This window comes from Leeia speluncae (genome assembly GCF_020564625.1).
GTDB lineage: Bacteria > Pseudomonadota > Gammaproteobacteria > Burkholderiales > Leeiaceae > Leeia > Leeia speluncae.
In genome coordinates, this window is the sequence record NZ_JAJBZT010000003.1 from 275,690 (window position 1) to 301,586 (window position 25,897).

At 47.2% G+C, this 25,897-nt stretch carries 24 protein-coding genes; 6 read left to right on the forward strand and 18 right to left on the reverse strand.

All coding sequences use genetic code 11. The features are described 5' to 3' along the window. The first annotated feature begins 21 nt into the window (after positions 1-21). On the forward strand, positions 22-1,374 hold the full coding sequence (gene aauR, locus LIN78_RS07235) for a two-component response regulator AauR (RefSeq protein WP_227180002.1): 1,353 nt from the start codon (positions 22-24) through the stop codon (positions 1,372-1,374). 39 nt (positions 1,375-1,413) lie between these two features. Here aauR and LIN78_RS07240 read toward each other — a convergent pair whose 3' ends face one another. The 10 genes from LIN78_RS07240 to LIN78_RS07285 all read right to left on the reverse strand — a co-directional run bounded on the left by LIN78_RS07240 (position 1,414) and on the right by LIN78_RS07285 (position 11,267). After that, entirely contained in the window at positions 1,414-1,893 is a 480-nt protein-coding gene (locus tag LIN78_RS07240) for a glutathione peroxidase (protein ID WP_227180004.1), read from the reverse strand. Between the two features lie 24 nt (positions 1,894-1,917). Beyond that, entirely contained in the window at positions 1,918-2,517 is a 600-nt protein-coding gene (gene metW, locus LIN78_RS07245; protein WP_308443952.1) for a methionine biosynthesis protein MetW, read from the reverse strand. Next, positions 2,514-3,662: a homoserine O-succinyltransferase MetX gene (gene metX / locus LIN78_RS07250; RefSeq protein ID WP_227180006.1), complete on the reverse strand. Its 1,149-nt coding sequence runs from the start codon at positions 3,660-3,662 to the stop codon at positions 2,514-2,516. The genes metW and metX overlap by 4 nt, the downstream gene beginning before the upstream one ends. Before the next feature lie 315 nt (positions 3,663-3,977). After that, on the reverse strand, positions 3,978-5,339 hold the full coding sequence (locus LIN78_RS07255) for an FGGY-family carbohydrate kinase (protein ID WP_227180008.1): 1,362 nt from the start codon (positions 5,337-5,339) through the stop codon (positions 3,978-3,980). A 2-nt stretch (positions 5,340-5,341) separates the two neighbouring features. Next, positions 5,342-5,656, reverse strand: a complete 315-nt coding sequence (gene rhaM, locus LIN78_RS07260; protein WP_227180010.1) for an L-rhamnose mutarotase — start codon at positions 5,654-5,656, stop codon at positions 5,342-5,344. Between the two features lie 2 nt (positions 5,657-5,658). Further along, positions 5,659-6,648 carry an ABC transporter permease gene (locus LIN78_RS07265; protein WP_227180012.1) on the reverse strand — a complete coding sequence of 330 codons (990 nt, stop codon included), beginning with the start codon at positions 6,646-6,648 and terminating at the stop codon, positions 5,659-5,661. A 110-nt stretch (positions 6,649-6,758) separates the two neighbouring features. Beyond that, positions 6,759-7,757 carry an ABC transporter permease gene (locus tag LIN78_RS07270; protein WP_227180014.1) on the reverse strand — a complete coding sequence of 333 codons (999 nt, stop codon included), beginning with the start codon at positions 7,755-7,757 and terminating at the stop codon, positions 6,759-6,761. Continuing rightward, positions 7,750-9,324 carry a sugar ABC transporter ATP-binding protein gene (locus LIN78_RS07275; protein ID WP_227180016.1) on the reverse strand — a complete coding sequence of 525 codons (1,575 nt, stop codon included), beginning with the start codon at positions 9,322-9,324 and terminating at the stop codon, positions 7,750-7,752. The genes LIN78_RS07270 and LIN78_RS07275 overlap by 8 nt, the downstream gene beginning before the upstream one ends. 92 nt (positions 9,325-9,416) lie before the next feature. Further along, on the reverse strand, positions 9,417-10,418 hold the full coding sequence (rhaS, locus tag LIN78_RS07280) for a rhamnose ABC transporter substrate-binding protein (RefSeq protein ID WP_227180018.1): 1,002 nt from the start codon (positions 10,416-10,418) through the stop codon (positions 9,417-9,419). A gap of 63 nt (positions 10,419-10,481) precedes the next feature. After that, positions 10,482-11,267 (reverse strand): DeoR/GlpR family DNA-binding transcription regulator, encoded by a 786-nt coding sequence (locus tag LIN78_RS07285; RefSeq protein WP_227180020.1) that lies wholly within the window; start codon positions 11,265-11,267, stop codon positions 10,482-10,484. 294 nt (positions 11,268-11,561) lie between these two features. On the opposite strand from LIN78_RS07285, the gene LIN78_RS07290 reads away from it, so the two are divergent. Together LIN78_RS07290 and rhaI are read left to right on the forward strand one after the other, a co-directional pair. Next, positions 11,562-13,661: a bifunctional rhamnulose-1-phosphate aldolase/short-chain dehydrogenase gene (locus tag LIN78_RS07290; protein WP_227180022.1), complete on the forward strand. Its 2,100-nt coding sequence runs from the start codon at positions 11,562-11,564 to the stop codon at positions 13,659-13,661. Between the two features lie 60 nt (positions 13,662-13,721). Next, entirely contained in the window at positions 13,722-15,017 is a 1,296-nt protein-coding gene (gene rhaI / locus LIN78_RS07295) for an L-rhamnose catabolism isomerase (protein ID WP_227180024.1), read from the forward strand. 79 nt (positions 15,018-15,096) lie between these two features. Here the strand turns inward: rhaI and LIN78_RS07300 are convergent, their stop codons facing one another. Both LIN78_RS07300 and LIN78_RS07305 read right to left on the reverse strand, forming a co-directional pair. Then, entirely contained in the window at positions 15,097-16,077 is a 981-nt protein-coding gene (locus tag LIN78_RS07300; protein WP_227180026.1) for a GlxA family transcriptional regulator, read from the reverse strand. Continuing rightward, positions 16,067-16,975, reverse strand: coding sequence for an EamA family transporter (locus tag LIN78_RS07305; protein ID WP_227180028.1), 909 nt, complete (start codon positions 16,973-16,975; stop codon positions 16,067-16,069). The genes LIN78_RS07300 and LIN78_RS07305 overlap by 11 nt, the downstream gene beginning before the upstream one ends. Before the next feature lie 375 nt (positions 16,976-17,350). Here LIN78_RS07305 and LIN78_RS07310 point away from each other — a divergent pair, with 375 nt between their 5' ends. Further along, the gene (locus LIN78_RS07310; RefSeq protein WP_227180030.1) at positions 17,351-17,539 is read left to right on the forward strand and encodes a hypothetical protein; all 189 of its coding nucleotides are present in this window, start codon (positions 17,351-17,353) and stop codon (positions 17,537-17,539) included. Between the two features lie 12 nt (positions 17,540-17,551). Here the strand turns inward: LIN78_RS07310 and LIN78_RS07315 are convergent, their stop codons facing one another. From LIN78_RS07315 to dtd, 6 genes are all read right to left on the reverse strand, one after another. Then, a complete protein-coding gene (locus LIN78_RS07315) occupies positions 17,552-18,097 on the reverse strand; it encodes a cysteine hydrolase family protein (protein WP_227180032.1) in 546 nt (181 codons plus the stop codon). A 48-nt stretch (positions 18,098-18,145) separates the two neighbouring features. Further along, the gene (locus tag LIN78_RS07320; protein WP_227180035.1) at positions 18,146-18,745 is read right to left on the reverse strand and encodes a DJ-1/PfpI family protein; all 600 of its coding nucleotides are present in this window, start codon (positions 18,743-18,745) and stop codon (positions 18,146-18,148) included. A gap of 176 nt (positions 18,746-18,921) precedes the next feature. Next, entirely contained in the window at positions 18,922-20,094 is a 1,173-nt protein-coding gene (locus LIN78_RS07325) for a tetratricopeptide repeat protein (protein ID WP_227180037.1), read from the reverse strand. 96 nt (positions 20,095-20,190) lie between these two features. Further along, positions 20,191-21,555, reverse strand: a complete 1,365-nt coding sequence (gene ccoG / locus LIN78_RS07330; protein ID WP_227180039.1) for a cytochrome c oxidase accessory protein CcoG — start codon at positions 21,553-21,555, stop codon at positions 20,191-20,193. Between the two features lie 130 nt (positions 21,556-21,685). Next, the gene (locus LIN78_RS07335; RefSeq protein WP_227180041.1) at positions 21,686-23,110 is read right to left on the reverse strand and encodes an aminotransferase-like domain-containing protein; all 1,425 of its coding nucleotides are present in this window, start codon (positions 23,108-23,110) and stop codon (positions 21,686-21,688) included. Positions 23,111-23,112: 2 nt separating this feature from the next. Further along, complete coding sequence (dtd, locus tag LIN78_RS07340; RefSeq protein WP_227180043.1) at positions 23,113-23,565, reverse strand: D-aminoacyl-tRNA deacylase; 453 nt, start codon at positions 23,563-23,565, stop codon at positions 23,113-23,115. Positions 23,566-23,675: 110 nt separating this feature from the next. On the opposite strand from dtd, the gene LIN78_RS07345 reads away from it, so the two are divergent. Together LIN78_RS07345 and LIN78_RS07350 are read left to right on the forward strand one after the other, a co-directional pair. Continuing rightward, positions 23,676-24,653, forward strand: a complete 978-nt coding sequence (locus LIN78_RS07345) for a serine/threonine protein kinase (protein ID WP_227180046.1) — start codon at positions 23,676-23,678, stop codon at positions 24,651-24,653. A 242-nt stretch (positions 24,654-24,895) separates the two neighbouring features. Then, on the forward strand, positions 24,896-25,555 hold the full coding sequence (locus LIN78_RS07350; RefSeq protein WP_227180048.1) for a hypothetical protein: 660 nt from the start codon (positions 24,896-24,898) through the stop codon (positions 25,553-25,555). Positions 25,556-25,897: the final 342 nt, after the last annotated feature.

Consider the following 25,897-nt stretch of genomic DNA (forward strand, 5'->3'; position numbering starts at 1 on the left):
CTTCATTGATAGGAAAGTCACATGAGTACCAGTCCACTAAGCGTGCTGATTATTGAGGATGATCCTCATGTATTAGTTGGCTGTTCGCAAGCCTTTGCTTTAGAGGATATTCCGACGCTAACGGCAACGTCTGCAGAAGAAGCCCTGCCGATGATTAGCAATACTTTTGCAGGGATTATCGTTTCTGATATTCGACTCCCCGGCATGGACGGCTTGCAGCTACTCAAACGTATTCGGCAAATTGATGCCACCTTACCGGTGGTACTCATTACCGGACATGGGGCAATTAGCATGGCGGTGGATGCCATGCGTGATGGTGCGTATGACTTTATTGAAAAACCATTTTCACCTGAACGCTTAATTGAAGTGGCAAGACGCGCAATGGAACAGCGGCGCTTAGCATTAGAAGTTAGCTTCTTACGTCAGCAGTTGCATGAAAAACCCCTCGAAGCCTATTTGATCGGCCACTCCCCCGCGATGCAATCTTTGCGCAAAATGATTGCGAACCTTGCCGATACCGACGCCAATGTATTGATTGAAGGCGAAACAGGAACAGGTAAAGAATTAGTTGCACGTAGCCTGCATGACTTTAGCCGTAGGAAACAACACACGTTTGTGCCTCTTAACTGCGGCGGTTTACCGGAAAGCCTGTTTGAAAGTGAGATTTTTGGGCACGAAGCCAATGCATTTACTGGGGCAGGTAAAAAACGGATTGGTAAAATCGAGCATGCGCATCAAGGCACGTTGTTTCTAGATGAAATTGAAACGATGCCCATCGCGCTACAAATTAAATTACTGCGCGTACTGCAAGATAGACGCTTAGAACGCCTAGGCTCGAATCAATCGATTCCTGTCGATTGCCGTATTATTGCCGCCACCAAAGAAGACTTGGAACAGCATAGTAAAGCAGGTCTTTTCCGGACGGATCTATACTACCGGCTGAATGTAGCAACCCTCGCCATTCCACCACTTCGTCAGCGAAAAGAAGATATCCCCCTCTTGTTCGAGCACTTTTTGGCAGAATCCTCACTGCGTTTTGACAGAGAAGTACCTGCGACAGATAGCGCGATGATCGCGAGTCTGCAAACGCATGATTGGCCAGGCAATGTAAGGGAATTAAAAAATGTGGCAGAGCGCGTCGCGCTCGGGTTGCCTCTCTTTAAAAGCACTGAAATCCCAGAAAAAACGGGGCCTCAGAATTTCTCAGAAGCAGTAGAAACGTTTGAGAAAGCGTTAATTAGAGATGCGCTGGCACATTATCAGGGTAATTTAACCCAAGCTAGCCAAGCATTAGGAATGGCAAAAACGACCTTGTTTGATAAGGTAAAAAAGTACAATTTAAAAGACGAACAATCAGCTAACAATAAATCGTGACCGGCACCGTTTGGCTAACTAATCAACAAGTTAGCCAAACTAGCCCAATAACTTCTCAATATCTGCGGCCATTTTTTCTGGCTTTGTCCAACTCGCATATCGCCGAATTACCTTGCCATCTCTACCAATTAAAAACTTGGTAAAGTTCCAGCGAATTGGCTGCCCGAATATCCCTTTTGCTTCTTTCTTTAGCCATTGATAAAGCGGGATAGTGGCATGCCCATTGACATCAATTCGCTCAAACATAGGGAAGCTAACGCCATAGTTCTTTTGGCAAAAAGCACCAATTTGGGATGCATTGCCAGGTTCTTGCTTCCCAAATTGGTTGCATGGAAACCCGAGAATCTCTAGTCCCTTTGCATGATACTGCTGATAAAGCGCCTCTAACCCCGCATACTGCGGTGTAAAACCACATTGGCTCGCCGTGTTAACCACCAACACTACTTTGCCTTGATACTCGGCCAAATCAATTGGCTTACCGGCTAACGATACCGCTTTAAAATCTGCAATAGTAGGCATAGCAGCAACTCTCAGGTATTTGCGTTACTTGGTAAATCGGAAAATCGCCAAACTGGCTAATAAATTAGCTAAGAATGGAACGCGTTCGCCATTGTGTAAAGGGCGTACATCCTGCACATGAAAACCAAGTTGCGTGCATAGGCGATGGAAGTCTTTGACCGTACAAAAGTGAATGTTCGGCGTATCGTACCATTGGTATGGAATCAGATCGGACACCGGCATTCTGCCTAGGATTAACTGACGGCGATTATCCCAAAAACCAAAATTTGGAAAAGACACAATACACTCTTTTCCTACGCGAGACATTTCTTTCAAAATCCCTTCCACATCTTTCATCGCTTGAATGGTATGGCTCAAAATCACGTAGTCAAACGAGTCGCTTTCAAACATAGAAAGCCCTGACTCTAGGTTACTTTGAATGACGTGCACACCATTATCTAAACAAGCAGATATATTGTCGTCATCCCGATCGACCCCGTAGCCACTTACTTTTCGGGTTTGCTGCAAGTAGGCCAACAAAGAACCATCGCCGCAACCTAAGTCGAGCACGCGACTACCTTCTTTGATTTGTTCGGCAATTTGTTTGAATTCTGGGCGAATATTTAATGAGACGTTTGCCATCATGCTACCTCTCGGTAAATGCGATCCATATAACGACGCATCACGGCGAAATACTGGGGATCTTTCATTAAGAAGGCATCATGTCCATGTGCCGATTCAATGTCTGCGTAAGTCACTGGTAAACGGTTATCGACCAATGCTTTTACAATTTCTCTAGAGCGATCAGGGGCAAAACGCCAATCTGAATCAAATGCGGCCACAAAGAAAGAGGCTTTTGCACGTGCCAACGCCCGGCTAAGATTGCCTTCTCCAAACCGCCTTGCAGGATCGAAATAATCCAGCGCTTTGGTCATTAGCAGGTAGGTATTCGCATCAAAGTAACCGGCAAATTTATCGCCCTGATAACGCAAGTAAGACTCGATCTCGAATTCGACATCAAAGCTATATTTGAACTTTTCATTGCGCAGCAGACGGCCAAATTTTTCACCCATTCCATCGTCAGACAAATAGGTAATGTGGCCTAACATACGAGCAAGACGCAAACCACGTGTTGGCACTACGCCATGCTGGTAATAGTCACCATTATGGAAATCAGGGTCCGTCAAAATTGCCTGACGGGCGACATCATTAAACGCAATGTTTTGCGCAGATAGTTTGGGCGCAGACGCAATCACCACTGCATGGCGAATCCGCTCTGGGAAGCTCATGCTCCACATTAATGCCTGCATTCCGCCAAGGCTACCACCCACAACAGCCGCCCATTGAGTGATGCCTAAACGATCTGATAATCTGGCTTGAGAATCGACCCAATCTTTTACTGTCACCACCGGAAAGCGTGAACCGTAAGGTAGACCGGTCTCAGGGTTAATAGAAGATGGACCTGTCGAACCATGACATCCACCCAGGTTATTTAAACCCACCACAAAAAAGCGATTGGTATCAATTGGTTTGCCTGGGCCAATCATATTATCCCACCAGCCAACTTGCTTATCATCCGCGTGGTGTTTACCCGCTACGTGCTGATGGCCAGACAAAGCATGGCAAATTAAGATGGCATTCGAAGCATCGCTATTTAGCTTGCCATAGGTTTCATACACAAGGTCGTAGTTTGCTAGTGTATTACCGCTAGTTAACGCTAGCGGTTCGTCAAAATGGGCAACTTGTGGCACCACAATGCCGACAGAATCGTTTTCGATAGACTGTGACATGAATTCTCCTACTCGTAGATAAACGAGCGGTTAAAAAGCAAAAACCCGCCGGGCTATAGAAAGCGCGGCGGGTTTTTTGAGTCCATTCCAACGCTTTAGCCCCATTTATTGCGCGCCGGCAAGCTGTGTCAAATCGGCGCGGTACTTATTCTTTTTTGAATAAATACTCATAACTAAACTGTAATACGAGTCGTTTGACGTGTCAAATACTCAGATTCGTCTCTAGGTACTAGACGAAAAAAACCGGGCAATTTGCCCGGTTAAAAAACGCGCCCTCTCATGCCCATGATGGGTTCGCGATTCCTCAAGTGGAATTCAATGTGCCAGTGCACTTTCTAGCCACACGTCATAATAGGCTTGGATAGCATCCGATAAGGTTGGAACAATTTCACGCAGCTGCTTAATAGGTATATTGTCTGTCTGACAGAGTAACAAGGCGCCCCCCGTTGTACCGGCTAGATCATCAGAACAGTAAACACGTCTTGACGAGTCTAAGCCCGCAAGCAGTGCGGCAAAGAAGGGATTACCCGCCAAACCACCTTCAATGACATGGCGACCTTGGCTACCCAGCTTTTGCAAACAATAGTGCGTCACGCACACCAAATAAAGTGTGGCTAGCGCGTATTTTTCTTCCGCTGAAAGTACCCGGTCTGTCGTGATCTTTCCGGATTTACCCATAAATGGCCCACCCGTTTCGGCAAATGCAGGTAAAGCGAAAATCGATTCACTGATTAGCCGAGAAATGTCTGCTTCTGCACAAGGGGAAAGTGATTGCCCGGCAATTTCAGCGAACTCTCGCCCCCCCATAAAGCGTGCACAGGCAATGGCTTGCCCATAGGCACTTACATTCGCAAGCATGTCTGCAGATTCTTCAATGCATGAGACATCGCCGCCAATATTCGCCATGATGAGCCAAGTTCCAGAGGAAAGGACAGTGAGTGATTCCCCCTTGCTTGAGGCAGACAAATACGGCAGTAAAGACGCATTACTATCATGAATGCCCGCAATGACTTCGCAGTGTGCTGCTAACCCTGTCTCTAAAGCCACCGTCGGCAACACTGTGCCGACCACGGTATTGGCACTTACTAAAGGAGGAAACAAATGCCGCCAGCCTTTTTTTGCGACCAAACTAGAAAAATCACCAGTGCTCGGCGTCCATAAATCGGTATGACAACCTAAAGAGGTGACTTCACTTACCGCATGCCCAGTGAGTCGCCACGCCCAATATTGGGGATACATGAGAATAGACGTAACCTGTGCGAATGCTTCTGGTTGGGTATTGGCGAGCCATGCAATTTGCCGTCCTAGATTTAACCCTGCGGGTAGTTTAGGCGAGCAAGTTTCTTGAAAACTGGGGCGCTCATTTGCGTAAAGCGCTTCGTCCTCTATCCCCCATTCATAATCCATCACAGGAAACACCAACTCCCCATCACCAATCAAGGCGGCCGTTGCGCCATGTGTCGTGGTTACAAATTGGGTAATCGCTAGTCGATCAGAAAAGGATTGCAAGGTCTGGCATAACCACGCCCATAAGCCATCTACGTCTGCATGGGGATAACGCCCCGTCTGCACAACGTGATTCAGTGTTCTGGTTTCAAGCAGTACCGCTCCGGAACGAGTGGTCACCGTCAACTTGGCATTGGTTTTGCCAATATCAAAAACTGCGATCAGTGACATGATTAATCCAGATGAAAGACAGGAATCAGCGGAACAGACACCGGAGAGTGGTCTGGATGGCTATCCATAATATCTTGCATGTACGCCCACCATTTTTGCATGATCGGTTGAAGCGGCAAGGCATCCATCTGATGATCATCTGTTCGTCGTAATACGCCAAATAGTAGATGGGTTGGTTCATCTAAAAAGATGCTGTAATCCCGAATACCTGCAGCATTTAAGAGGTCTACCAACGCTGGCCAAATCTCATCATGTCGGCGCTTATATTCGGCTAATTGACCTCGATGCAACTGCATGCGAAAAGCGATTTGCTCCATGATCACTCCTTTCGCACAGTGCCAAGACGGAGCACTGCTGGTACGGTAATGGTGACCAACAATAAAAAGCCGACCAAGATCGTCATGATGATGCCGGGAATATTGTCTAGCGACATACCGTAGGTCACCATCCCCATAGTGAAAATTGCAATCACCACGCCGAGCATGGTGCCGATACCACCGGCAATGCTGACGCCCCCCAAAATGACCATGGTGATGGCTTCAAGCTCCCAGCCTAGCGCCATATTTGGACGAGTACTGCCAATACGCGCGGTGAGTAGCACAGAAGCAAGCCCGGCCATCGCGCCCATTAACACAAAGAGAAATAGCTTATGTTGCTCTACCCGAATACCCGTAAAACGTGACGCGATAGGGTTATTGCCAATCGCAAATAAGCGACGGCCAAACGTCGTGGCATGTAGCAATAAAGAGAACACTACAATGGCGACTAAAAACACAATGAACTCTTTAGGGATAATTCCCCACGCATAGCCCTGCCCCCATTCGCCAAACTCAGTCGGGTAGTTAGTGAAGGCTTGATCCCCCAGTACCACACTCGCAATACCGCGAAATAGCGACATCGTTCCAATCGTCACCACAATAGAAGGCAAGCGAAATTTGGTCACTAATACCCCGTTCATGAGGCCACATAGGACGCCCGTACCAATACCAATAGCGGCTAATTCATAGGCAGATAGCCCATGTTGATTCGCGAGTCCCATTGCCATAGACGACAGCGCCATAATGGCGGCCACAGAAAGATCAATCTCCCGGCAAATAATCAGTAATGCCATGGGTAGGGCCAGCAGCGCTTTTTCACTAAAGTTAAAGGTGCTATCGGCCAAATTGTATGGGTCTAAAAAGTGATCGGAATGCAGACTATTGAAGACAAAGATCATCACAAAAATGCCCAACAACAAGACTTCCCAGCGCTTAAAAAGCTCTTTCCAGAAGTGGGCTGCGCGATCTTCAACTTGATAACGACTGGTCATGTTGAACTCCTCTTTATATCGATTCAGGGCGTGCCATGATCGACTTATTTATATGTGTCGTACTGCGTACTCTTTATACAGCAGGAAGAGGGTCTCCCCCTCTTCTTTACTTAGCCTTTTGCACTGGCGGAACGAAAATGTAACGGTAGAATTTGCTTACCACCGCGTTTATCACCACGCGCATTGACTAACACCGCCACCAGAATCACCGTACCAGTGATCGCGCTTTGCCAGAATGGGGACACTTGGATAATCGGTAAGGCATTATTAATCACCCCTAAAAAGAGCGAGCCTAACACCACCCCCACCACCGTCCCCGCGCCACCTGCAATGCTCACACCGCCAATCACACAGGCCGCAATCACATTGAGTTCAAATCCATAAGCAATTTCGGTAAACGCGACGGCATAGCGTGCAACCCACAAGTACCCGCACAACCCTGCCATCATCCCTGATAAGGTATACACACCAATTAAGCGCGCGGGAATGCGAATGCCGACTAATCTGGCAGCAGAGGGATGATTGCCAATCGCAAAGAGTTCACGACCAAAGCGGGTGTACTTCACAACCCACGCTGCAACAATTAAAGAGAGTAAGGCTAGCCATACTAGCGCTGTCACACCGCCGAATCTAGATAGCGGGAACTCGATAAAGGATTTACTCAGATCGTTTGACGATACCCAAGCACCGCCAGAGAAAACAAACGTTAAGCCGCGGTAGACACTCATGGTGCCCAATGTCACCACAATGGGCGGTAGGCGGAACACACCAATTAATACGCCATTAATTAGCCCAAGCGCAGCCCCCAATACAATAGATATTCCCAATAAAACCAGTACCGGAATATCGGGGTGATGGTGGTTAAGCAACGCGACCATCATGCCGGTTAACGCCAAGGTGGACGCGATGGACAAATCAATCCCTCTTGTCACAATGACTAGCATTTGCGCTAACGCTAACATGAGCAAAATTGACATGTCTGTGACGAGGTTATCCATACTTTTTAGGGTTAAAAAGATGGGCGCACGAACACCAATTAAGCCAATTAATAGCGCAATCAGTAAGGCTAAAATCAGCTCGCGCTTACGCTGATGAATAAAGTTAGTCATGCGTTACTCCTGATGCCGCAGCCACGATAGCTTCGGAGGTTGCTTCGCTTCGTGCAAATTCCTTCACGACTTGCCCTTGGTGCATCACGATAATTCGATCGGACATCCCCATGACTTCAGGAAGTTCGGAAGATACCAAAATCACCGATAGGCCTTGAGCAACCAGTTCGCTCATAAAGCGATGAACCGCGGCTTTCGAACCGATATCAATCCCTTTGGTTGGCTCATCGAGAATAATCACCGAAGGTTTGGTGGCTAGCCATTTGGCCAAAATTACCTTTTGCTGGTTGCCACCAGAAAGTTCAGAGATCGACTGCCCAAAGTGCGCCGCTTTTAGCTCTAATTTGTGGGTGTAATCGCGGGTAATCGAGAGTTCTTTTCGCTTTTTGCCTAATAGCCAAAAGCCCATTTTCTCTAATAGCGGCAACGTGACATTGTGCAAAATAGACATCGACATCAAACCACCTTGATGTTGCCTATCTTCTGGAACGTAAGCGATGCCGGCACGAATAGCTTCTTCCGCTGATTTAATGACCACTTTTTTGCCATTGATTTCGATGCTGCCACGGCTGGGTTTAGTTAACCCGAATACCGCCTGCATTACCTCGCTTCGCCCTGCCCCCACTAAACCATAAAAGCCGAGAATTTCGCCTTTGCGCAATTGAAAGCTGACATCATCAAATTCGGTCGGATGGGAGAAACCGTTCACAGACAGCACGGTGTCGCCAAGCGGCACATCTTCCTTAGGGAATACTTGGGCAATAGTTCGACCCACCATCATGGCAATCAATTGTTGTTCAGAGATATCCGCAATCGACCCTTCTGCCACAAATTCGCCATCGCGGAGCACGGTATAACGATCTGCCACACGGAAAATTTCATCAAACTTGTGAGAGATGAAAATCACAGCCGTTCCTGCTGCTTTTAGCTGATCAATAATCCGGTAAAGCTCTTGGATTTCTCTTTGCGAAAGCGCTGCGGTCGGTTCATCCATGATCACAATGCGGGCGTGCTGAGAAAGCGCACGGGCAATTTCAACAAAGTGGCGTTGTGCAATGCTCAGTTCTTTGACTTTTGCACGCACGTTCATCCGCACTTCTAGGCGCTCGAACAAGGCTTCGGCATCTGTCTCCATTTTTGCCCAATCCACACGGGCAGGCGTGCCTACCATCGGGTGATGGCCAATGTAGATATTCTCTGCCACGCTTAATTCATCGAACATCACGGTTTCTTGATGAACGGCGGTAATGCCTGCTTTCATGGCTGCTTGAGGGCTACTAAACCGTTGTGCTTGGCCATCTAATAACAATTGGCCGCCATCAGGCTTATGAATACCCGTAAGAATTTTGACTAGCGTCGATTTACCGGCACCATTTTCACCAATCAATGCAACTACTTGCCCAGGAAAGGCTTTTACCTGCATATTGGTTAGCGCCTTCACCCCACCAAACCGCTTACTAATATCGCGTAACTCCAGCACAGGCTCATCACTGCGTGAACGCACAGCAGCAGCCTGATCTGGTAGAGATTGCGGCAGCAAATCGGCAACAATTGTGTTACCCATCATCTTGATCTCCAAAACATACGTCTGTGCAGCTACCTGCCAACCCTTTAGGGTTAGCAGACGCTGTACGATTGATTATCCGTTACGGTAAAAAATCAGAATACTTTGGAGAATTTGTCTACGTTGCTGCTATCGTAAGTGAATGGCGCGGCCATGGCGGCTTCACCATTGCCATCGACTTTAATTTTGCCCATACGGCCAACGTTAAGCGTTTCGCCCGCTTTGCCGGTTGCTTTGCCTTTGACAAACTCATGCGCAATATAGGTTGCCGAGTAACCTAGATCGATTGGGTTCCAGATCGCAAAGCTTTTCACTGCGCCCGTTTTCACATGGCCGGCCATTTCTGATGGCAATCCCAAACCGGTCACAAATACTTTACCGATCAGTTTTTCGTCTGCCACCGCTTTGGCTGCTGCATTAATGCCAACGGTCGTTGGTGCAATAATCGCTTTTAGATTTGGATGGCTACGCAATAAGCCAATGGCTTCACGGTAGCTCTTGTCTGATTGGTCATCACCATACACGGTGGCAACCAATTTCATTTTGGAGAACTCAGGCTTTTGTAGCCCTTTTTTCATCTCACCAATCCAAATGTTTTGGTTAGTGGCTTGTGCGGTTGCAGATAAAATCGCAATTTCACCTTGTCCACCAATCGCTGCAGATGCCATTTGCAGCTGTTTCACGCCGATTAACTCTGCATTCGATGGATTCAATTGTAGTTGGCGGCCATCTTTTGCAATGCCGCTATCAAATGAAATCACTTTAATGCCACGTTGCATGGCACGCTTGGCAATTGGTACTAGCGCGCTCGCATCGTTCGCAGAAATCACTAACGCATTTACTTTTTGGCTAATCAGCGAGTTAATCACCTCGATTTGACCTTCTGCGGTCGGTGTAGTTGGGCCGGTGTAGATAAAATCAACATCTCCCAATGCTTTAGCGGCCTCTTTGCCACCTTCATTTGCCGCGTCAAAAAAACCATTACCTAGGCTTTTTACAACCATGGCGATTTTTACCTTTTCAGCAGCAAATACTGATCCTTGCATGATCATCAACGCTGCTGAGGTTGCTACAACCAGGATTTTCTTCAACTTCATGTGTCTACCCCTCTTTTATATAATTGGATATGTATTTGTAAAACACGTGAAATAGAAAGCTGCTTAATCCGTATCGATCGACTCCACCAATACTTTGACGCCAGCCGCTTCTAGCATATTGACGGATTGATCACTGATTTTGTCATCGGTAATCACATAATCTAGTTGTTCTAACGTACACAAGATTAAGCCGGCTTTTTTGCTAAATTTGCTGCTATCTGCCAGTAAAATGAGTTCATCTGCCTGACTAAGCAATTTCTTTTCTGCCTGGATTAACAGCGGATCGCTTTCCAATAACCCAACCTGAGACACCGCACATGCGCCCATAAAAATCTTGGAAGCATAGTGATGTTGCGTGATATCGCTATCAAATGGGCTAAGGATGACGTTCTGTTCACGGTATATCTGACCACCGGGCACAATGATTTCATTTTGACTATTCGTGAGCAAACGTTCCGCCATCAGGAACGAATTGGTCAAAATTTTCAAGTGTCGTTCAGTCAGAAAATCGCCCATCATGTAGGTGGTGGTTCCACCGTTAATGATGATGCATTCACCGTCCTGACATAGGCTAGCCGCACGTTGAGCAATGGCTCTTTTTTCGGCGGTAAACTGCGTCAGGTTATGCTGGAAGGTTGCGCCTGCCAGAGGAATACTAGCCTCTTTGGGCGCCAAAAACTCTACACCACCACGGGTTCTAACCAACAGGTTTCTCTCGGCCAGCCAGCTAATATCACGACGAACCGTTGCTGGCGAGGCATTGAGCCATTTCACCAATTGATCAACGGTCGCACGTTGTTTTTCAGCCAGTACCTTTAGTAGGTTTTTACGTCTTTTATTATTCAGCATTGCTGTGTCTCCTGCGTAATACAGACTATTCAAGCGCAGATAAAGTTGTCAACAAACAATCAATCAACTTTGTGATTGAATCACTTTTAATCATAACATTGATCATTAATTGATTGACACTGATTTTTCTGATCAGTAACTTAGTAAAACGCAAACAAGCATCAAAATCCGCCATCAACTGATTTTTGATTGCACTGCTACGGTGACGGGATACGCAGGTTATATCAGCCCGACATCCACAAGACTGCCAGCAGAGCTGTCTGTTAGATATTCACCATTGGAGACCTGTTACACATGAACGCACCGCACCCTGATAGCATCCTTTCACGTTGGGATGATCAAGAGGCCGCTACGCTAAGCGAACCAGAGTTGTTACTTTATCGTTCAAACCTGTTAGGCGAAGACCTACGTATTACTAACTTTGGCGGCGGCAATACGTCGGCTAAAATCCAGATGGAAGACCCGCTCACCGGTGCGCGCGCCGAAGTGCTATGGGTTAAAGGTTCTGGTGGTGACTTAGGCAGCATTAAGCTAGATGGTTTTTCCACGCTTTATATGGATAAACTCAACGCGCTCAAAAACCGTTATCGCGGACTTGAGCACGAAGATGAAATGGTCGGTTTCTTACCACACTGCACATTTAACTTAAACCCACGTGCAGCCAGTATCGACACCCCTTTACATGCTTATATTCCACATGCGCACGTTGATCACATGCATCCAGATGCGCTAATTGCAATTGCGGCTAGCAAAAACAGCAAGCAACTAACGGAAAGCATCTTTGGTGGCGAATTGGGTTGGCTAGCTTGGCAGCGCCCAGGCTACGATCTAGGCTTAAAACTAGAACAAGTCGCCCGCAATAATCCGAAATTGGTGGGTATTGTATTAGAAGGTCACGGCTTATTTACATGGGGCGATACGGCGAAATCTTGTTATGAAACGACCGTTCGTATCATTCAAAAAGCATCAGCATGGTTAGCCAGCAACAACACCGCACCAGCCTTTGGCGGGCAAGTATTACCAACCCTACCCGAAGCCGATCGCCGTGAAATTGTCGCCAAACTAACCCCCGCGCTACGAGGCAAAATCAGCCAAGGCGGTAGCTACAAAGTAGGCCACTTTAATGACAGCAAAGAAGTGCTGGAATTTGTGACCAGTAAAGATCTTCGCCCGCTAGCAGCACTTGGCACCTCTTGCCCTGATCACTTCTTGCGCACCAAGATTCGTCCGTTAATTCTAGAACTAGACCCGAGCGCTCCAGATGTAGACGCGCTCATTGCCACCCTAGACGATGCACTAGAAGCGTATCGGCAAGATTACGCGGCGTATTACAATCGCTGCAAACGAGCCAATAGCCCAGCAATGCGCGATGCGAATGCCGTTGTGTATTTGATCCCTGGTGTTGGCATGCTGACCTTCGCGAAAGACAAAGCCACCGCGAGGATTGCGGGTGAATTCTATGTAAATGCAATCAATGTGATGCGTGGTGCGGCAGGTGTAGATACTTACGTTGGGCTACCTGAGCAAGAAGCATTTGATATTGAATACTGGTTATTAGAAGAAGCCAAACTACAACGCATGCCAAAACCAAAAAGCTTGGCAGGTCGCGTTGCCTTGGTCACTGGTGGCGCTGGCGGCATTGGTAGAGCAGTGGCTAGCCAACTACTTAGCGAAGGCGCTTGCGTTGTATTGAGCGATGTTGATCAAAATGCGCTTACGGAAGCAAAACAAGAGCTGGTTGCAAAGTTTGGTAAAGATGTCGTCAGTAGCGTGCAAGTCGATGTCACAAACGAAACGGCTGTGATTGAATCGCTCAAATCCGCGATGGTTGATTTTGGCGGCCTAGATATTCTGGTGTCTAACGCTGGCATTGCCTCTGCGGCGCCATTTGAAGAAACCACCCTCGCCTTGTGGGAGAAAAATCTCTCCGTTCTGGCCACTGGGTATTTCTTGGTTAGCCGATCAGCCTACCAAATCATGTTGCAACAAGGCATTGGTGGCAACATGGTGTTTGTCGCCAGTAAAAATGGTTTGGTTGCCTCTGGCGGCGCATCGGCTTATTGCACCGCCAAAGCAGCCGAAGTTCATTTGGCACGTTGCTTGGCACTAGAAGGTGCCCCACATCAGATTCGCGTGAACGTGGTGAACCCAGACGCGGTGATTCGTGGTTCGCGTATCTGGAACGGCAAATGGAAAGAAGAACGCGCCGAAGCCAACAAAATTAGCGAAGACAACCTAGAAGAGTTTTACCGTCAGCGCAGCATGCTAAAACGCAGTGTCTTCCCGGAAGATATTGCCGAAGCGGTCTACTTTTTTGCGAGTGATAAGTCGAACAAATCGACCGGCAACATACTCAATGTAGATGCAGGAAACGCTGGCGCATTTACTCGCTAAGTCATACCAAATAGAAAAAATAGGTGATCGTTTCACACGGTCACCGAGGAGACAAATAGCATGACCTTCCGAATTTCAGATGACTTTGTACAGTCACACAACCAATCTCGTGTTGCAGACCTGCAATCAGACTTTGATGCACTCGGTAGTAAACTCGCCCGAAACGGCGTAGATATCGAAGCCCTAACCTTACGTGCGCAAGGCTTTGCGGTAGCAACACCAAGCTGGGGCGCTGGCACCGGCGGCACGCGCTTTGCCCGCTTCCCAGGAGTTGGCGAGCCACGTAACGTGTTCGAGAAACTAGATGACTGCGGCACAGTAAACCAGCTAAGCCAAGCAACACCAACGGTATCTCTTCATTTTCCATGGGATAAAGTCAGTGATGCCAAAGAGCTAAAACAACATGCAGATAGCTGGAAACTGGGTTTTGACGCGGTAAACTCCAACACCTTCCAAAATCAGCCAAATCAAGCAGAATCTTACAAATTTGGTAGCCTAACCAACCAAAGCGCAGCGGTTCGCGATTTGGCAGTGGCTCACAATATCGAATGTATCGAACTTGGCAAGGCATTGGGCTCCAAAGCTTTGACCGTATGGGTGGGTGATGGTGGCAACTTCCCGGGGCAACTCAACCTACGCGGTGCACTAGAACGCTACCTAGATAGCCTAAAACAAATCTACCAAGCGCTGCCCGACGATTGGCAAGTGTTCTTGGAGCACAAATTGTTCGAACCTGCGTTCTACACCACCGTGATTGCAGACTGGGGCACTAGCTTTGCTTGTGCGCAGCAACTAGGCGACAAGGCCAAGTGCTTGGTAGACTTGGGGCACCATGCACCCAACACCAATATCGAGATGATCGTGGCGCGTTTAGTACAGTTTGGCAAACTCGCCGGCTTCCACTTTAACGATAGCAAATACGGTGACGACGATTTGGATTCCGGCAGTATCAATCCATTCCAACTCTTCCTCATCTTTAATGAACTAGTGGATGCTGAAATCCGTGAAGGCAGCAGCTTCAACCCAGCTTACATGCTAGATCAATCACATAATGTGACCGATCCAATCGAAAGCTTAATGGGCAGCGCAATTGAAGTACAAAGAGCCTTTGTACAAGCCTCATTGGTTGATCGTGATCAGTTAGCCGCTTACCAAGCAAGCAATGATGTGATGATGGCCGCACGCACCTTGCGTCGTGCGTTCCAAACCGATGTCACACCCATCCTAGACATGGCAAGATTCCGTAGCGGCGGTGCAATTGATATGATTAATTGTTACCGAGAGTCTGGCTACCGCCAGCAAAAAGCAGAAGAACGCCCAGCCAGTAAAAATGCATCTGGCAGTGGGATTGTTTAACGGCAATCGCTTGTTCACCAAAAACAAAAAGCCGGAGCATCCCGGCTTTTTGTTTTGAGTGAGATCACTAAGAAGCGAATCAAACCGCTTCCATCATCTGTTGCCTTACCAAGGCCGGCGGCAATGGTTCGAACTTTGCCCAAACCCGTCTAAAATCTCTTGCTGAAGCAAAACCCGATTTTTCAGCCACTCGTTCAATTGGCACATTCGTCGCTTGAATCAATTGTCTTGCATACGCCACGCGCAGGCGTTGCTGATAATCGAGCACGCTATCACCCACGTGTTGTTTAAATAAGCGACTAAGGTTTCTGACGCTCATACAGGCAATATCGGCTAAATCATTCAGCGACCAATGACGATCAGGGAATTGGCTAATGGCATCTTGCACTTTATGAATCGCAGGATGCATGTGGTTACGGCCTTCTAGCCAAGGCGATAACTGAGGGTCATGCCCACTTCGGCGCAAATACACCACCATTTCCCTCGCCACTTGCTGAGCAAGTGCTGCACCAGCTAGTTTTTCGATGAGATAAAGTGCTAAATCAATCCCAGCGGTAACACCCGCACTACTAAAGAATCGTCCATCTTCGACAAATACGCGGTCGTCTTCCACTTTGGCTTCTGGCGCCATTTTCTTTAATCGATCGATAATCGTATGGTGCGTTGTGCAACGCTTGCCATCTAATAAACCCGCTCTTGCCGCCAACTGGGCGGCCGAACATATCGTTGCTAAGTAGTGTTCGCCATTTCGTTGCGCCACCAACCACTTCACTACTTCTTCTGCTGCTGGCAACTGGTACATTTCGGCAGAGTTTTCAACGCCAGAAATCACCACCAAGGCATGATCTGGCACATTATCTGGTAGCGGTTTTAAATCACACACCGGCAGTCCTAGAGAACTAGCCACCTTTTCTTCTGGACCAACTAATTGCATACGGAAAGGTCCGCCAAATTGGCGCGCAAGGCGAAAGGCCTCTGCAGGCCCAGCTAGATCCAACATCATGAAGCCCGGCGTGACAACAATATAAACCGGGATTTCTGGTAATTGCTCAGGCGACATTAACCACCTCCTTCGCAGCGCGCCACTTTCTCCACCACACGCCACCAAACACATTGACGAGTAGGCCTAGCATCAATAGCCCACAACCCGCCCATTGCAGTGATGACAATTGTTCGTTTAACACCAGCCATGCAGTTAGCAAGCCAACGACAGGCACTAACAAACTAAACGGAGCGACTTTATTGGCGGGATAAATAGCGAGCAATTTGCTCCAACTACCATAGCCCAACAAGGTAGCAACCCAAGCCAAATACAGCACTGCACCTAGGCTAACCCCATCAAAACCATGGAATGCCGCTGCAATTTTCTGCGGGCCTTCCAATAAAAGAGAAAGCAGGAAAAACGGGATGGGCGGTACTAAGCTAGCCCACACCACAAAGGCGAACATATTCACGTTGCCGACTCTGGCGACGAAGCGGGTCACAATATTGCCAGTCGCCCACATCAACGCACCAGCCAGCGTGAGCAAGAAGCCAAGAATTGGCATCGACACGCCGTGCGATAAACCAATCAGCATCAAACCGCCCGCTGCAAGCAACAAACCAATTAATTGATTGCTGTGCCAGTGTTCTTTTAACCACATGGCAGAAAGGATGAGCGTAAAAAAGGCCTGGGACTGTAAGACAACCGAGGTTAACCCCGTTGGCATGCCGACATAAATAGCGGAAAACATAAAGCCAAATTGACCAACAGAAATGGTTAACCCATACGCTAGGTAGAGAGATAGCGGCACTTTAGGACGTGGCACAAAGAAAATCGCCGGCAATGCAGCGGCTAAAAAGCGTAATGCACCGAGTAAAAGTGGCGGCACGTTATGCAGGCCAAACTTGATAATGACAAAGTTTACGCCCCACACCACCACAATCATTAACGCTAACATTAAATGGCGTATGGCCATCTTCGTCCCCTAGCTAAAGTGTTATTGCGCTATCGTCTTTTCCTACTTGCCATTTACAAAATCACTTAGTGAAATAAGATGGCTTTATACGTCAGGCTTAGGTTGCCTCTTTACAGAGAAGCAAACGATCGATTGTATACAAGATGCATCGAAGCAAGAAAACCTCACAGGTACAGTCGCAGACAATTCAAACCAACTGTACCGGTTCAATTACATTGACAGCGAAATTTTCCTCTTGAAATTTAGAAAAGTGTTACCAAATTGTTACTCATGACACTGAACTGTAAAAACCTAAGCAACGCAGGAACCGGCATCGTGCCCAGCAGTCAATTCGTCATCTTGTGTGATTTTTGATGATCAGAAGGGACTCTCTCCATGCCACTCTCTCACCGCCAGCAACTGATCAATACCTTTTTATCGCTAGAGTTTTCAGCAGATGAAGCGGCTTTATTAGCAGATGCCGAGTTAAAAAAACAAACTCGCAAACGTAAGCCACTTCAACGCATGAGTAGCCAGCTAAATAGCGACCGAACCCTATCAAAAAGAGGAGTCACCCTTCGATAACCCCGCCTCTTTTTAGAGCATTGCCAAAGTTTCCTCTACGGTTACGACTTGGGCGAATCGGCCATCTAACACTAACTCCGTTCTCTCCCGGATTTCAGATGGCCGATAAACCCGCCCATTCGCATGCGCCATGCTAAATGTCATGGTCGCTTCGCTTGCAAACAACACTTCAAAACCTAAATCACAGGCCACCCGAGTGGTCGTTTCACAACACTGCTCTGTTCGAATACCGGTAATCACTAAGCGGGTAATCCCCTCTTGAATCAGCCATGCTTGAAGTCTTGTTTCGGTAAACGCGTTATGGACGTGTTTATAAAATACGGCAGCGGCATTATCAGGCAACCAATCCATTGGTTTGACTAGACCACTTTCAATCGAAAAATGCCCTTCTGACTCGACATGAAACACATGCAGAATCGGTATATTCTTGCTTGCAGCACCTGCTAATAACTTCGTTAGTTTTTCCTGAAATACAGGCAGTTGGTCTGCTTCATAATAAGGACGATGAAAAAATGAATCTTGTACATCAATCACCAACACGGCGGTTTTTGGGCTCATCTAGTTAACTCCATTCTTGATTGGTTTAAACACGGTCATTGATAATTTTTATGCGTTTTCAGTCCAATCAAACTCCAGTTGTTTAGCCGTTGCCAACGCAAGTTGCCGGCCAACCAACCGCTCAATTAGGTGCAAAGACATATCAATCCCGGCTGAAATACCAGCAGAAGTCACGAGCGCCCCTTCATCTACCCATCTCACATTCGACTGCACAGATATCAACGGGTATTGCGCAGTAAGATCGGGAATATCTTCCCAATGTGTCGTTGCGCTTTTGCCATTCAGTAGCCCGGCTTCTGCTAACACAAAAGCCCCCGTACAAATCGATGCAATGAGCGGCACTTGCGCTGACTGCTGTCGAATCCAGCCAATCAGCTCCGCATCTTTAACACACGCATCAACTACCCCGCCCGGCACCAGCAAAACATCTAATACAGCAACGTCAGACAGAGACATATCCGGCCAAATTTTTAAACCCGCTCTAGCCGTAACAAATTCCTTCGAGAGGCCAATCAAACCGACATCAAAGAGATTCCCCTCACTGACCTGAAGCTTCTTCGCTACGCGATTAGCAGTAGTAAATACTTCAAATGGCCCTGCAAAATCGAGGACCTCAACACCATCAAATACAAAGATGCCAACCTTCATCTTTTACTCCTTGTTTTCAAGCAACCAGAATGAGTGTTAGTTTAGACAAGAAGCATCAAAGAAAAGAGACCTAGTTAAGATAACAATAGGACAGATTAAGCCAAAATAAAATTGATGAACAGCATAAAAAAAACCGCTGAATAATCAGCGGCTTTTCGCACAAACTTGAATAGCAATTAGATTGCAGGAGGAGGCTCGGCAATCACCGGCACTTCTGCATCTTCCAATGAAATATTTAATCGTTTGGCCGTGTCAGCAATCAGCGTACTAGATGGATCTTGCTCATATCCTTTATGTAGCAACTTGGTGGCTTCTTCTTTATTACCTAATTGATACTGCACTTCCGCTAGATGCGCTAAGTTCTCGATCAATGCGGCGGTATCATTGCCATCCGTCTTATTGTAGGTGTCATAAGATTTCTTCAGCCAAACCAAGGCATCTTGGGTTTTACCCAATTTAAACAACGCCCAACCTTTACTGTCTTGCGCGTAAAAGTCATCAGGCCGTTGTTCCAGCGCTTTATCTACTAGCGCCAACCCTTTTTCAACGAGCATATTGCCATCGATTAGGTCGTAACCAATATTATTCAAAATATCAGCGTCATTCCCTTCCTTCAAACGTTCTTCCACTGCATAAGCGACTTTGCCTTCATCTTTTGTCGCGATCGATAATGCCAACAACTTCGTCGAGACAATCTTCACAAGCCCTTTACTGAGTTGATCAGCCACTGGGCGATAAAGGCTAGCTAACGCATCAAAACTTTGTGCGGGGGTCACATCAGCAGGAAATGCATCCATCGCCGTTAAGTTTTGCTGGCAAAATGCCAAATCAGCTTCGCTTAGCGGGTCTAATTCATAACTGTCCAGACGGTGATCGCCATTCACAGTAAGAAAATCGGTATTACCATTCGCATCTGCCTTACCGCAATAAACCAAGCTACCGTCTACATCAATTGCGTAATCTGCATTTGCGGCAGGCATATAAAACGCTTCGCCTTTACTTCCTTTACCTACCACACGGTTTAGTACCCAGTCTCGGCTTGCCACTTTTTTTGCCACTTTAACTTTTGCGGTTTTACCATTCGCATCTGTGGTGCCGTAGACCACGCCCACATTGGTTTCTGGATAATTTTCGACACCTTTAATTGGTGTTTCATACGCAAACAAGCGGTAGCGGGTATTTGGTAGTGCCTTGTTCGTGACAGGGTCTTTAAGCACGAATTGGTAGCTATTTTTTCCTGCCCCCACTTCTTTTAAGGCGGGGTATTCTCTCGCGATGACAGTGAATGCAGATGCGCAAAGCATCAAGCCCAAACTGATTTTTGTTAGCGGTTTTGCAATTAGCGGCATTGTTGTTCTCACAGAATTATTCTATCGGCATGCAAGCTGCATACTACCACAGCCTTTTTGACGCATGCCAATGGATTAATTCAGAAACCAATGCATTTACGGGGTAATAAATGTACTTTCTGTCTTGCCATGCCGAACGGCCTTTTGCTGCGTATTGGCTTCTAGCGTGAAGTGAACCACCCCTTTCTTGAGCGCATCTACCTCCCCAACAATGGTCATGGTTTTCGTTACCACCTCTCCCGGTAACGCAGTCACTGTATTTGATCCCAAAATACTAAGCGCTACAGGCGACTGAATAGACAAGCGATACGTCACCGGCACTTGCTGCATATTGCTTAAGCGCAGCAAATAAGCGTTTTCAATTTGCCCTTGATTATTCTCTCTGGCCAATAATCCACGATCACGCACCAAATCCACTTCCACGGGTTCTCGCTGAAGAAAAAACACCACAGAAGCGATGACCATCGAGAGCATTAAACCGCCATACACATACAGCCGTGGGCGAGAAAGTTTCGCCGCCTGGCCTTTCCACGCGAATCCTCGCTCGGATTCAAAGCGAATCAGGCCAAGCGGTTGCTTGGTTTTCGCCATGACTTGATCACAGGCATCAATACATAATCCGCAATTAATACACTGATACTGTAAGCCCTGGCGAATATCGATACCCACCGGGCAGACTTGCACGCAGATTCCACAATCCACACAACTGCCCTGGGGTTTATGATCGGCATCCTGCCGATGCGCCCCACGTGGCTCGCCACGTAATGCATCGTAAGCTACCGTTTTTGTTTGCGCGTCGACCATCACCCCCTGAAAACGAGAGTACGGGCACATATGCTGGCAAACCGCCTCTCTTGCTAGCCCTGCCTGCACATACATAAAAGCAGCATAGAAAATAAACCAGAAACTTTCCCAAGGCCCCGTCTCAAGGTGAAGTAGTTGCATGGGCAAGGTTCGGATGGGAGAGAAGTACCCAACAAACGTCAAACCCGCTGCAATTGAGAACCCAATCCAGATCAGATGCTTGCTCCCTTTGCGTACGACCTTATTGGCGCTCCACGCTTGCCCGTCTAGCTTACGGCGAGCAAGGTGATCCCCTTCGCAAAAGCGTTCGATCGCCATAAATAAATTGGTATAAACGGTTTGCGGACAGGCAAAACCACAGAAGAGACGCCCTGCAATAGCGGTTACCCAAAAGAGACCAATGGCACAGAAGATAAGAATAAATGCCATCACTAACGCATCTTGCGGCCACAAGATAAGGTCAAACAGATAAAGGCGACCTTCTGGAATATCAAATCGAATAGCTTGCCGGCCATCCCAGTTTAACCAAGGGGTACAGAAGTAAATTAGTTGCGTTAGCAACACAAGTGACCATCGCCAAAAGTAGAAACGTCCCTTGACTACTTTTGGGTAGATTCCCTCGCTTTTACGATAAAACTGTATGGGCTTCGCCTGCATGATGCGTCCTTTACCAATGAATAACAGAAAGGTAAAGGAAACCAGCCAACCATAACAGTTTCAGAATTAATGAAAATAAACCATAACAGATGAATTTAATTGTGTTAAATCAAGGGTGAAGGAGAAGTGCCTACGCGGACATTAGCACCGCTAGCTGCGCGATATGGTGTTCAATCGCTTCATCGACATACGCAAAATTCAATCGAATGCAATGCCGATAACTGCCATCGACTGAAAAGATTGGGCCAGGCGCGATACTAATCCCTGCCGCTAACGCACGCTCATACAAGGAGAGTGCCAATATGTCATCTGGTAACTCCACCCATAAAAAGTAACCACCTGTTGGCATAGAGACTTTTGTACCAACAGGGAAATGAGTGGCAATTGCCTCAATTAAGCGTAGATAATTTTGGAAAAAAGTGGCGCGCAGCTGGCGTAAATGCCGATCATAATTTCCGGTCTCCAAATAATCCGCAATGGCCATTTGTATTGGTAAGCTAGTGGAAATGCTGCTAGCTAATTTGATGCGCCGAATGGCTTCTGCATAGCGCCCTGCCGCCACCCAGCCCAATCGATACCCGGGTGCGAGAGACTTCGCAAATGATCCGACATGAATCACCCGATGGGCGTCATCGTCTGCTTTTGTGCAAATCGGCGTGGTATTTGGATGATAAAGCTCGGCATACACGTCATCTTCGATGAGCGGCAAATCATATTGCGCTAGCAATTGTAATAAGGCTTGTCGCGCAGGTTTAGGCACCACCCCACCCATGGGATTCTGATGATTCAACATAAACAGACACGCTTTAACAGGGTGCTCGGCCAATACATTGGCAAGTGCCTCGATGCTAACGCCTGTTTCAGGGTCTGTCGGCACCTCAATTGCTTTTAACCCCAAGCGTTCTATCGCCTGTAAGCCACCATAAAATGCAGGGGACTCGATCGCCACCAGGTCACCCGGTTTGGTTACCGCTTGCAAAGCAATCGAAATGCCTTCCATTGCACCAGAAACCACCACAATTTCATCTAAAGAAACGGTTGCGCCTAATCGCAAATAGCGCAATGCAATTTGTCGGCGTAAGGCGTCATAGCCGGGCGAAAGATGCTGCAATGTGTCCGATGGGGTTAACTGTTTGGCGGCCTTAGACAAAAACCGCCCCAGCTGCGAAAGTGGATAGCTAGCAGGATCTGGAAAGCTAGACCCCAATGGCACAAAGGAGGGATCACGGACAGAGTCCAATATCTGAAAGATAAAGTCACTAACCGTTAGCTCGCTTGCCGTATTCACCGGCGTGGTCACGGAAGGTGAAGCTAGTTTTCTGGGTCTCGTTTGGCAAACGTAGTACCCCGACCGAGGGCGCGCCTCGATCACCCCTTGGCTTTCCAAAAGGTAATAGGCTTGCATAATGGTGGAAGGGCTTAACTGATAGGCTTTTCTTGCCGCCCGAACAGATAATAATGCATCGCCGGCCTTTAATACGCCCTGCTGAATTTGCAGCCCAATCGTTGCGACTAGCTGCAAATATTTAGCGGTCTCTTTATCTGAGGCAGGCATAGTTATTCTGGATTTTTCGAATCAAGCATCAGCGTAACCGGGCCATCATTAATGAGCGACACTTTCATATCCGCCCCAAACACGCCAGTAGGCACTGGTTTTCCAAGTGTGTTAGATAGCAAATCTACAAATGCATCAAACAATGGCTTAGAGATGGTTGGGGGGGCTGCTTTACTCCAAGACGGGCGATTTCCTTTTTTGGTACTCGCAAAAAGGGTAAATTGGCTCACCGCCAAAACATCCCCTCCGGTTTCCAATACAGAGCGATTCATCACACCTTGTTCATCTTCAAAAATACGAAGATTCAGTAGTTTACGAATCACCCAGTCCATATCGGTCGTATCGTCACCTTCGATAATCCCGACCAATAACAACAAACCTTGACCAATTTCACCCGTTACTTGCCCGTCTACACGAACGGCCGCTTCCGATACCCGCTGTAATAACACACGCATGCATTCTCTCCTTTTCAGCCGCATTTTACGCCAAGGAGAGAAAACGCGGGAGCGCAGCGAAGGCATCGCTTGTCGCGTACAATAGCAGGCAATACAACCGAAAGCCGTCCATGGACCATCAGAACAAGCCTTATTACAACCTGACGCCAGATTTTATCTTAGATGCGATTGACGACATTGGTTTTCGTACTGATGGTCGTCTGTTGGCGCTTAATAGCTTTGAAAATCGGGTGTATCAGGTCGGCATTGAGGAAGAAAAACCACTGATTGCCAAGTTTTATCGCCCTAATCGCTGGACGGATGAAGCCATTCTAGAAGAACACCAATTTTTGCTTCAAATGGCAGAAGCAGAAATCCCCGTGGTGGCGCCAATTAAAAATAAAAACGGCGAAACGCTGCATCACATTCATGGGCATCGCGTGACGTTGTTTGAGCGAAAAGGCGGTCGCCCACCTGAATTAGACATCGCAGAAACAAGGCTATGGCTGGGTCGCTTTTTAGGCCGGATTCACGCCGTAGGTAAACAGCAACCTTTCGCCCATCGCCCTCAGCTAAACACCACGACGTTTGGTGAAGACGCCATTGCCAATATCTTGCGATCCGGCTTTGTCCCTGCGCATTTGCAAAGCAATTGGGAGCAAACCGCACAAAGCGCCCTAGCCGCTTGCAAATCCATTTTTGACTCACTAGGGACACTTGATTCTTTGCGCTTGCATGGAGATTGCCACCCATCCAACGTACTGTGGACAGATAATGGACCACACTTTGTCGACTTTGACGATAGCCGAATGGGACCCGCCATTCAGGACTTATGGATGCTCGTGTCCGGCGATATTGATGAACAGCGCAATCAATTAACTGATTTATTAATCGGCTACGAAGACTTTTGCGAGTTCGATTGGCGAGAAGTCAAATTGATCGAGCCACTCCGAACGCTGCGCATGCTACATCACAGCGCATGGCTATGTAATCGCTGGGAAGACCCGGCCTTTCCCGCTGCATTTCCATGGTTCACAGAAGGTGCGTATTGGGAAGAACAAACGCGATTATTGTCATTACAGATAGCGTCTATCACAAACGATGAGTAGACAGATGACACAACCGAAGTTTCGTGCAATCTGAGCGCAAAAGAAGTAACCGAGGGCACCTCTTTTGGTCTATGTGACCAAATGGTCTGGCGAATACCAAAAGTGGTGGGAAAAGTTTCTGTATCTGCCATGCAAATCCTTTTGTTTTATTATTGCCCTAGTTTTGGGCTTTCTCTTTTACAAAATTCGTATATGATAATTGATTATGAAAATATACTAATCAATTGTAGACGGAGTAGGTAATGCAGTTTTCGTTTTGCCCAACGTGTGGAAAAAAACTAGATCATTTCAGTAGTAATGCTTCCTCGTGCCCGTCATGTGCGTCATCTACCAATGGTGTCAAGAATTCTGGCAATGACGATGGATTACAAACCGTAAAACTATTCAACATTTATGCTTGGTTAATGGTACTCGTACCACTATCAGGCATGACTATTGAATATTTTTTTCAAATTCATTTAACTTTTGAATATTGGATTATTTGGATTATTTTGTGCATTCTTGACGCTAAACAGATAAGAGCTGCTGGCTATACTCCACCGTCATTTGTATGGGTATATCTACTGCCACCTGTTTATTTGTGGAAACGAGCAAGAGCATCTAACCAAGGTAGAAAGCACTTCTGGATATGGTGCCTATCTTTACTGCTAGCTTCTGGCCTTGCCTATTTGCAGGCTAAAAAACATTATCTAGAGAGAACGGCATGTAACATGGTTACACAAGGACTATCAGAACAAACGCATACAGGCAGAAGCTGCAAGTCTGTCATATTGGGTAAAGAAGTATCCACGGGGAATTACCAAGCAAAAGCGGTTCTAGATAATAATGCTGAATTGAATATTACTCTTGAATTGCATAGAGACGGTAGAATCGAGATGAAAATCCCACCACATCAGCTATAGATCCCCCTACGTCCTCTGGGCCAATGGTTAGCAGAATTATAAGATGGCACATGCTAATGTCGTGTGTCCTTTCTGATTGAGGTCGTTGTAACTGAATTAACAATTTCAATATTCAGTTTCCTTCAGAATGGATGGCCAGTTAGCGATCCTTTTACCGGCAGCAGAAAGCTCCCCCGTTACCGGTGCATATCGTTCACAGAGAGCCGCGCCAGGAGTCCGCAAAGGTGAGAAGCTTTATTGATTGGATAGTGGCCCGTTTGCGCGCCAACCCGCACCTTAACCCCGATTAGGCTGTCGGCTAATAGCGCACAGCGGCAGCCCGATGGTTCGTCAACGAGCTCT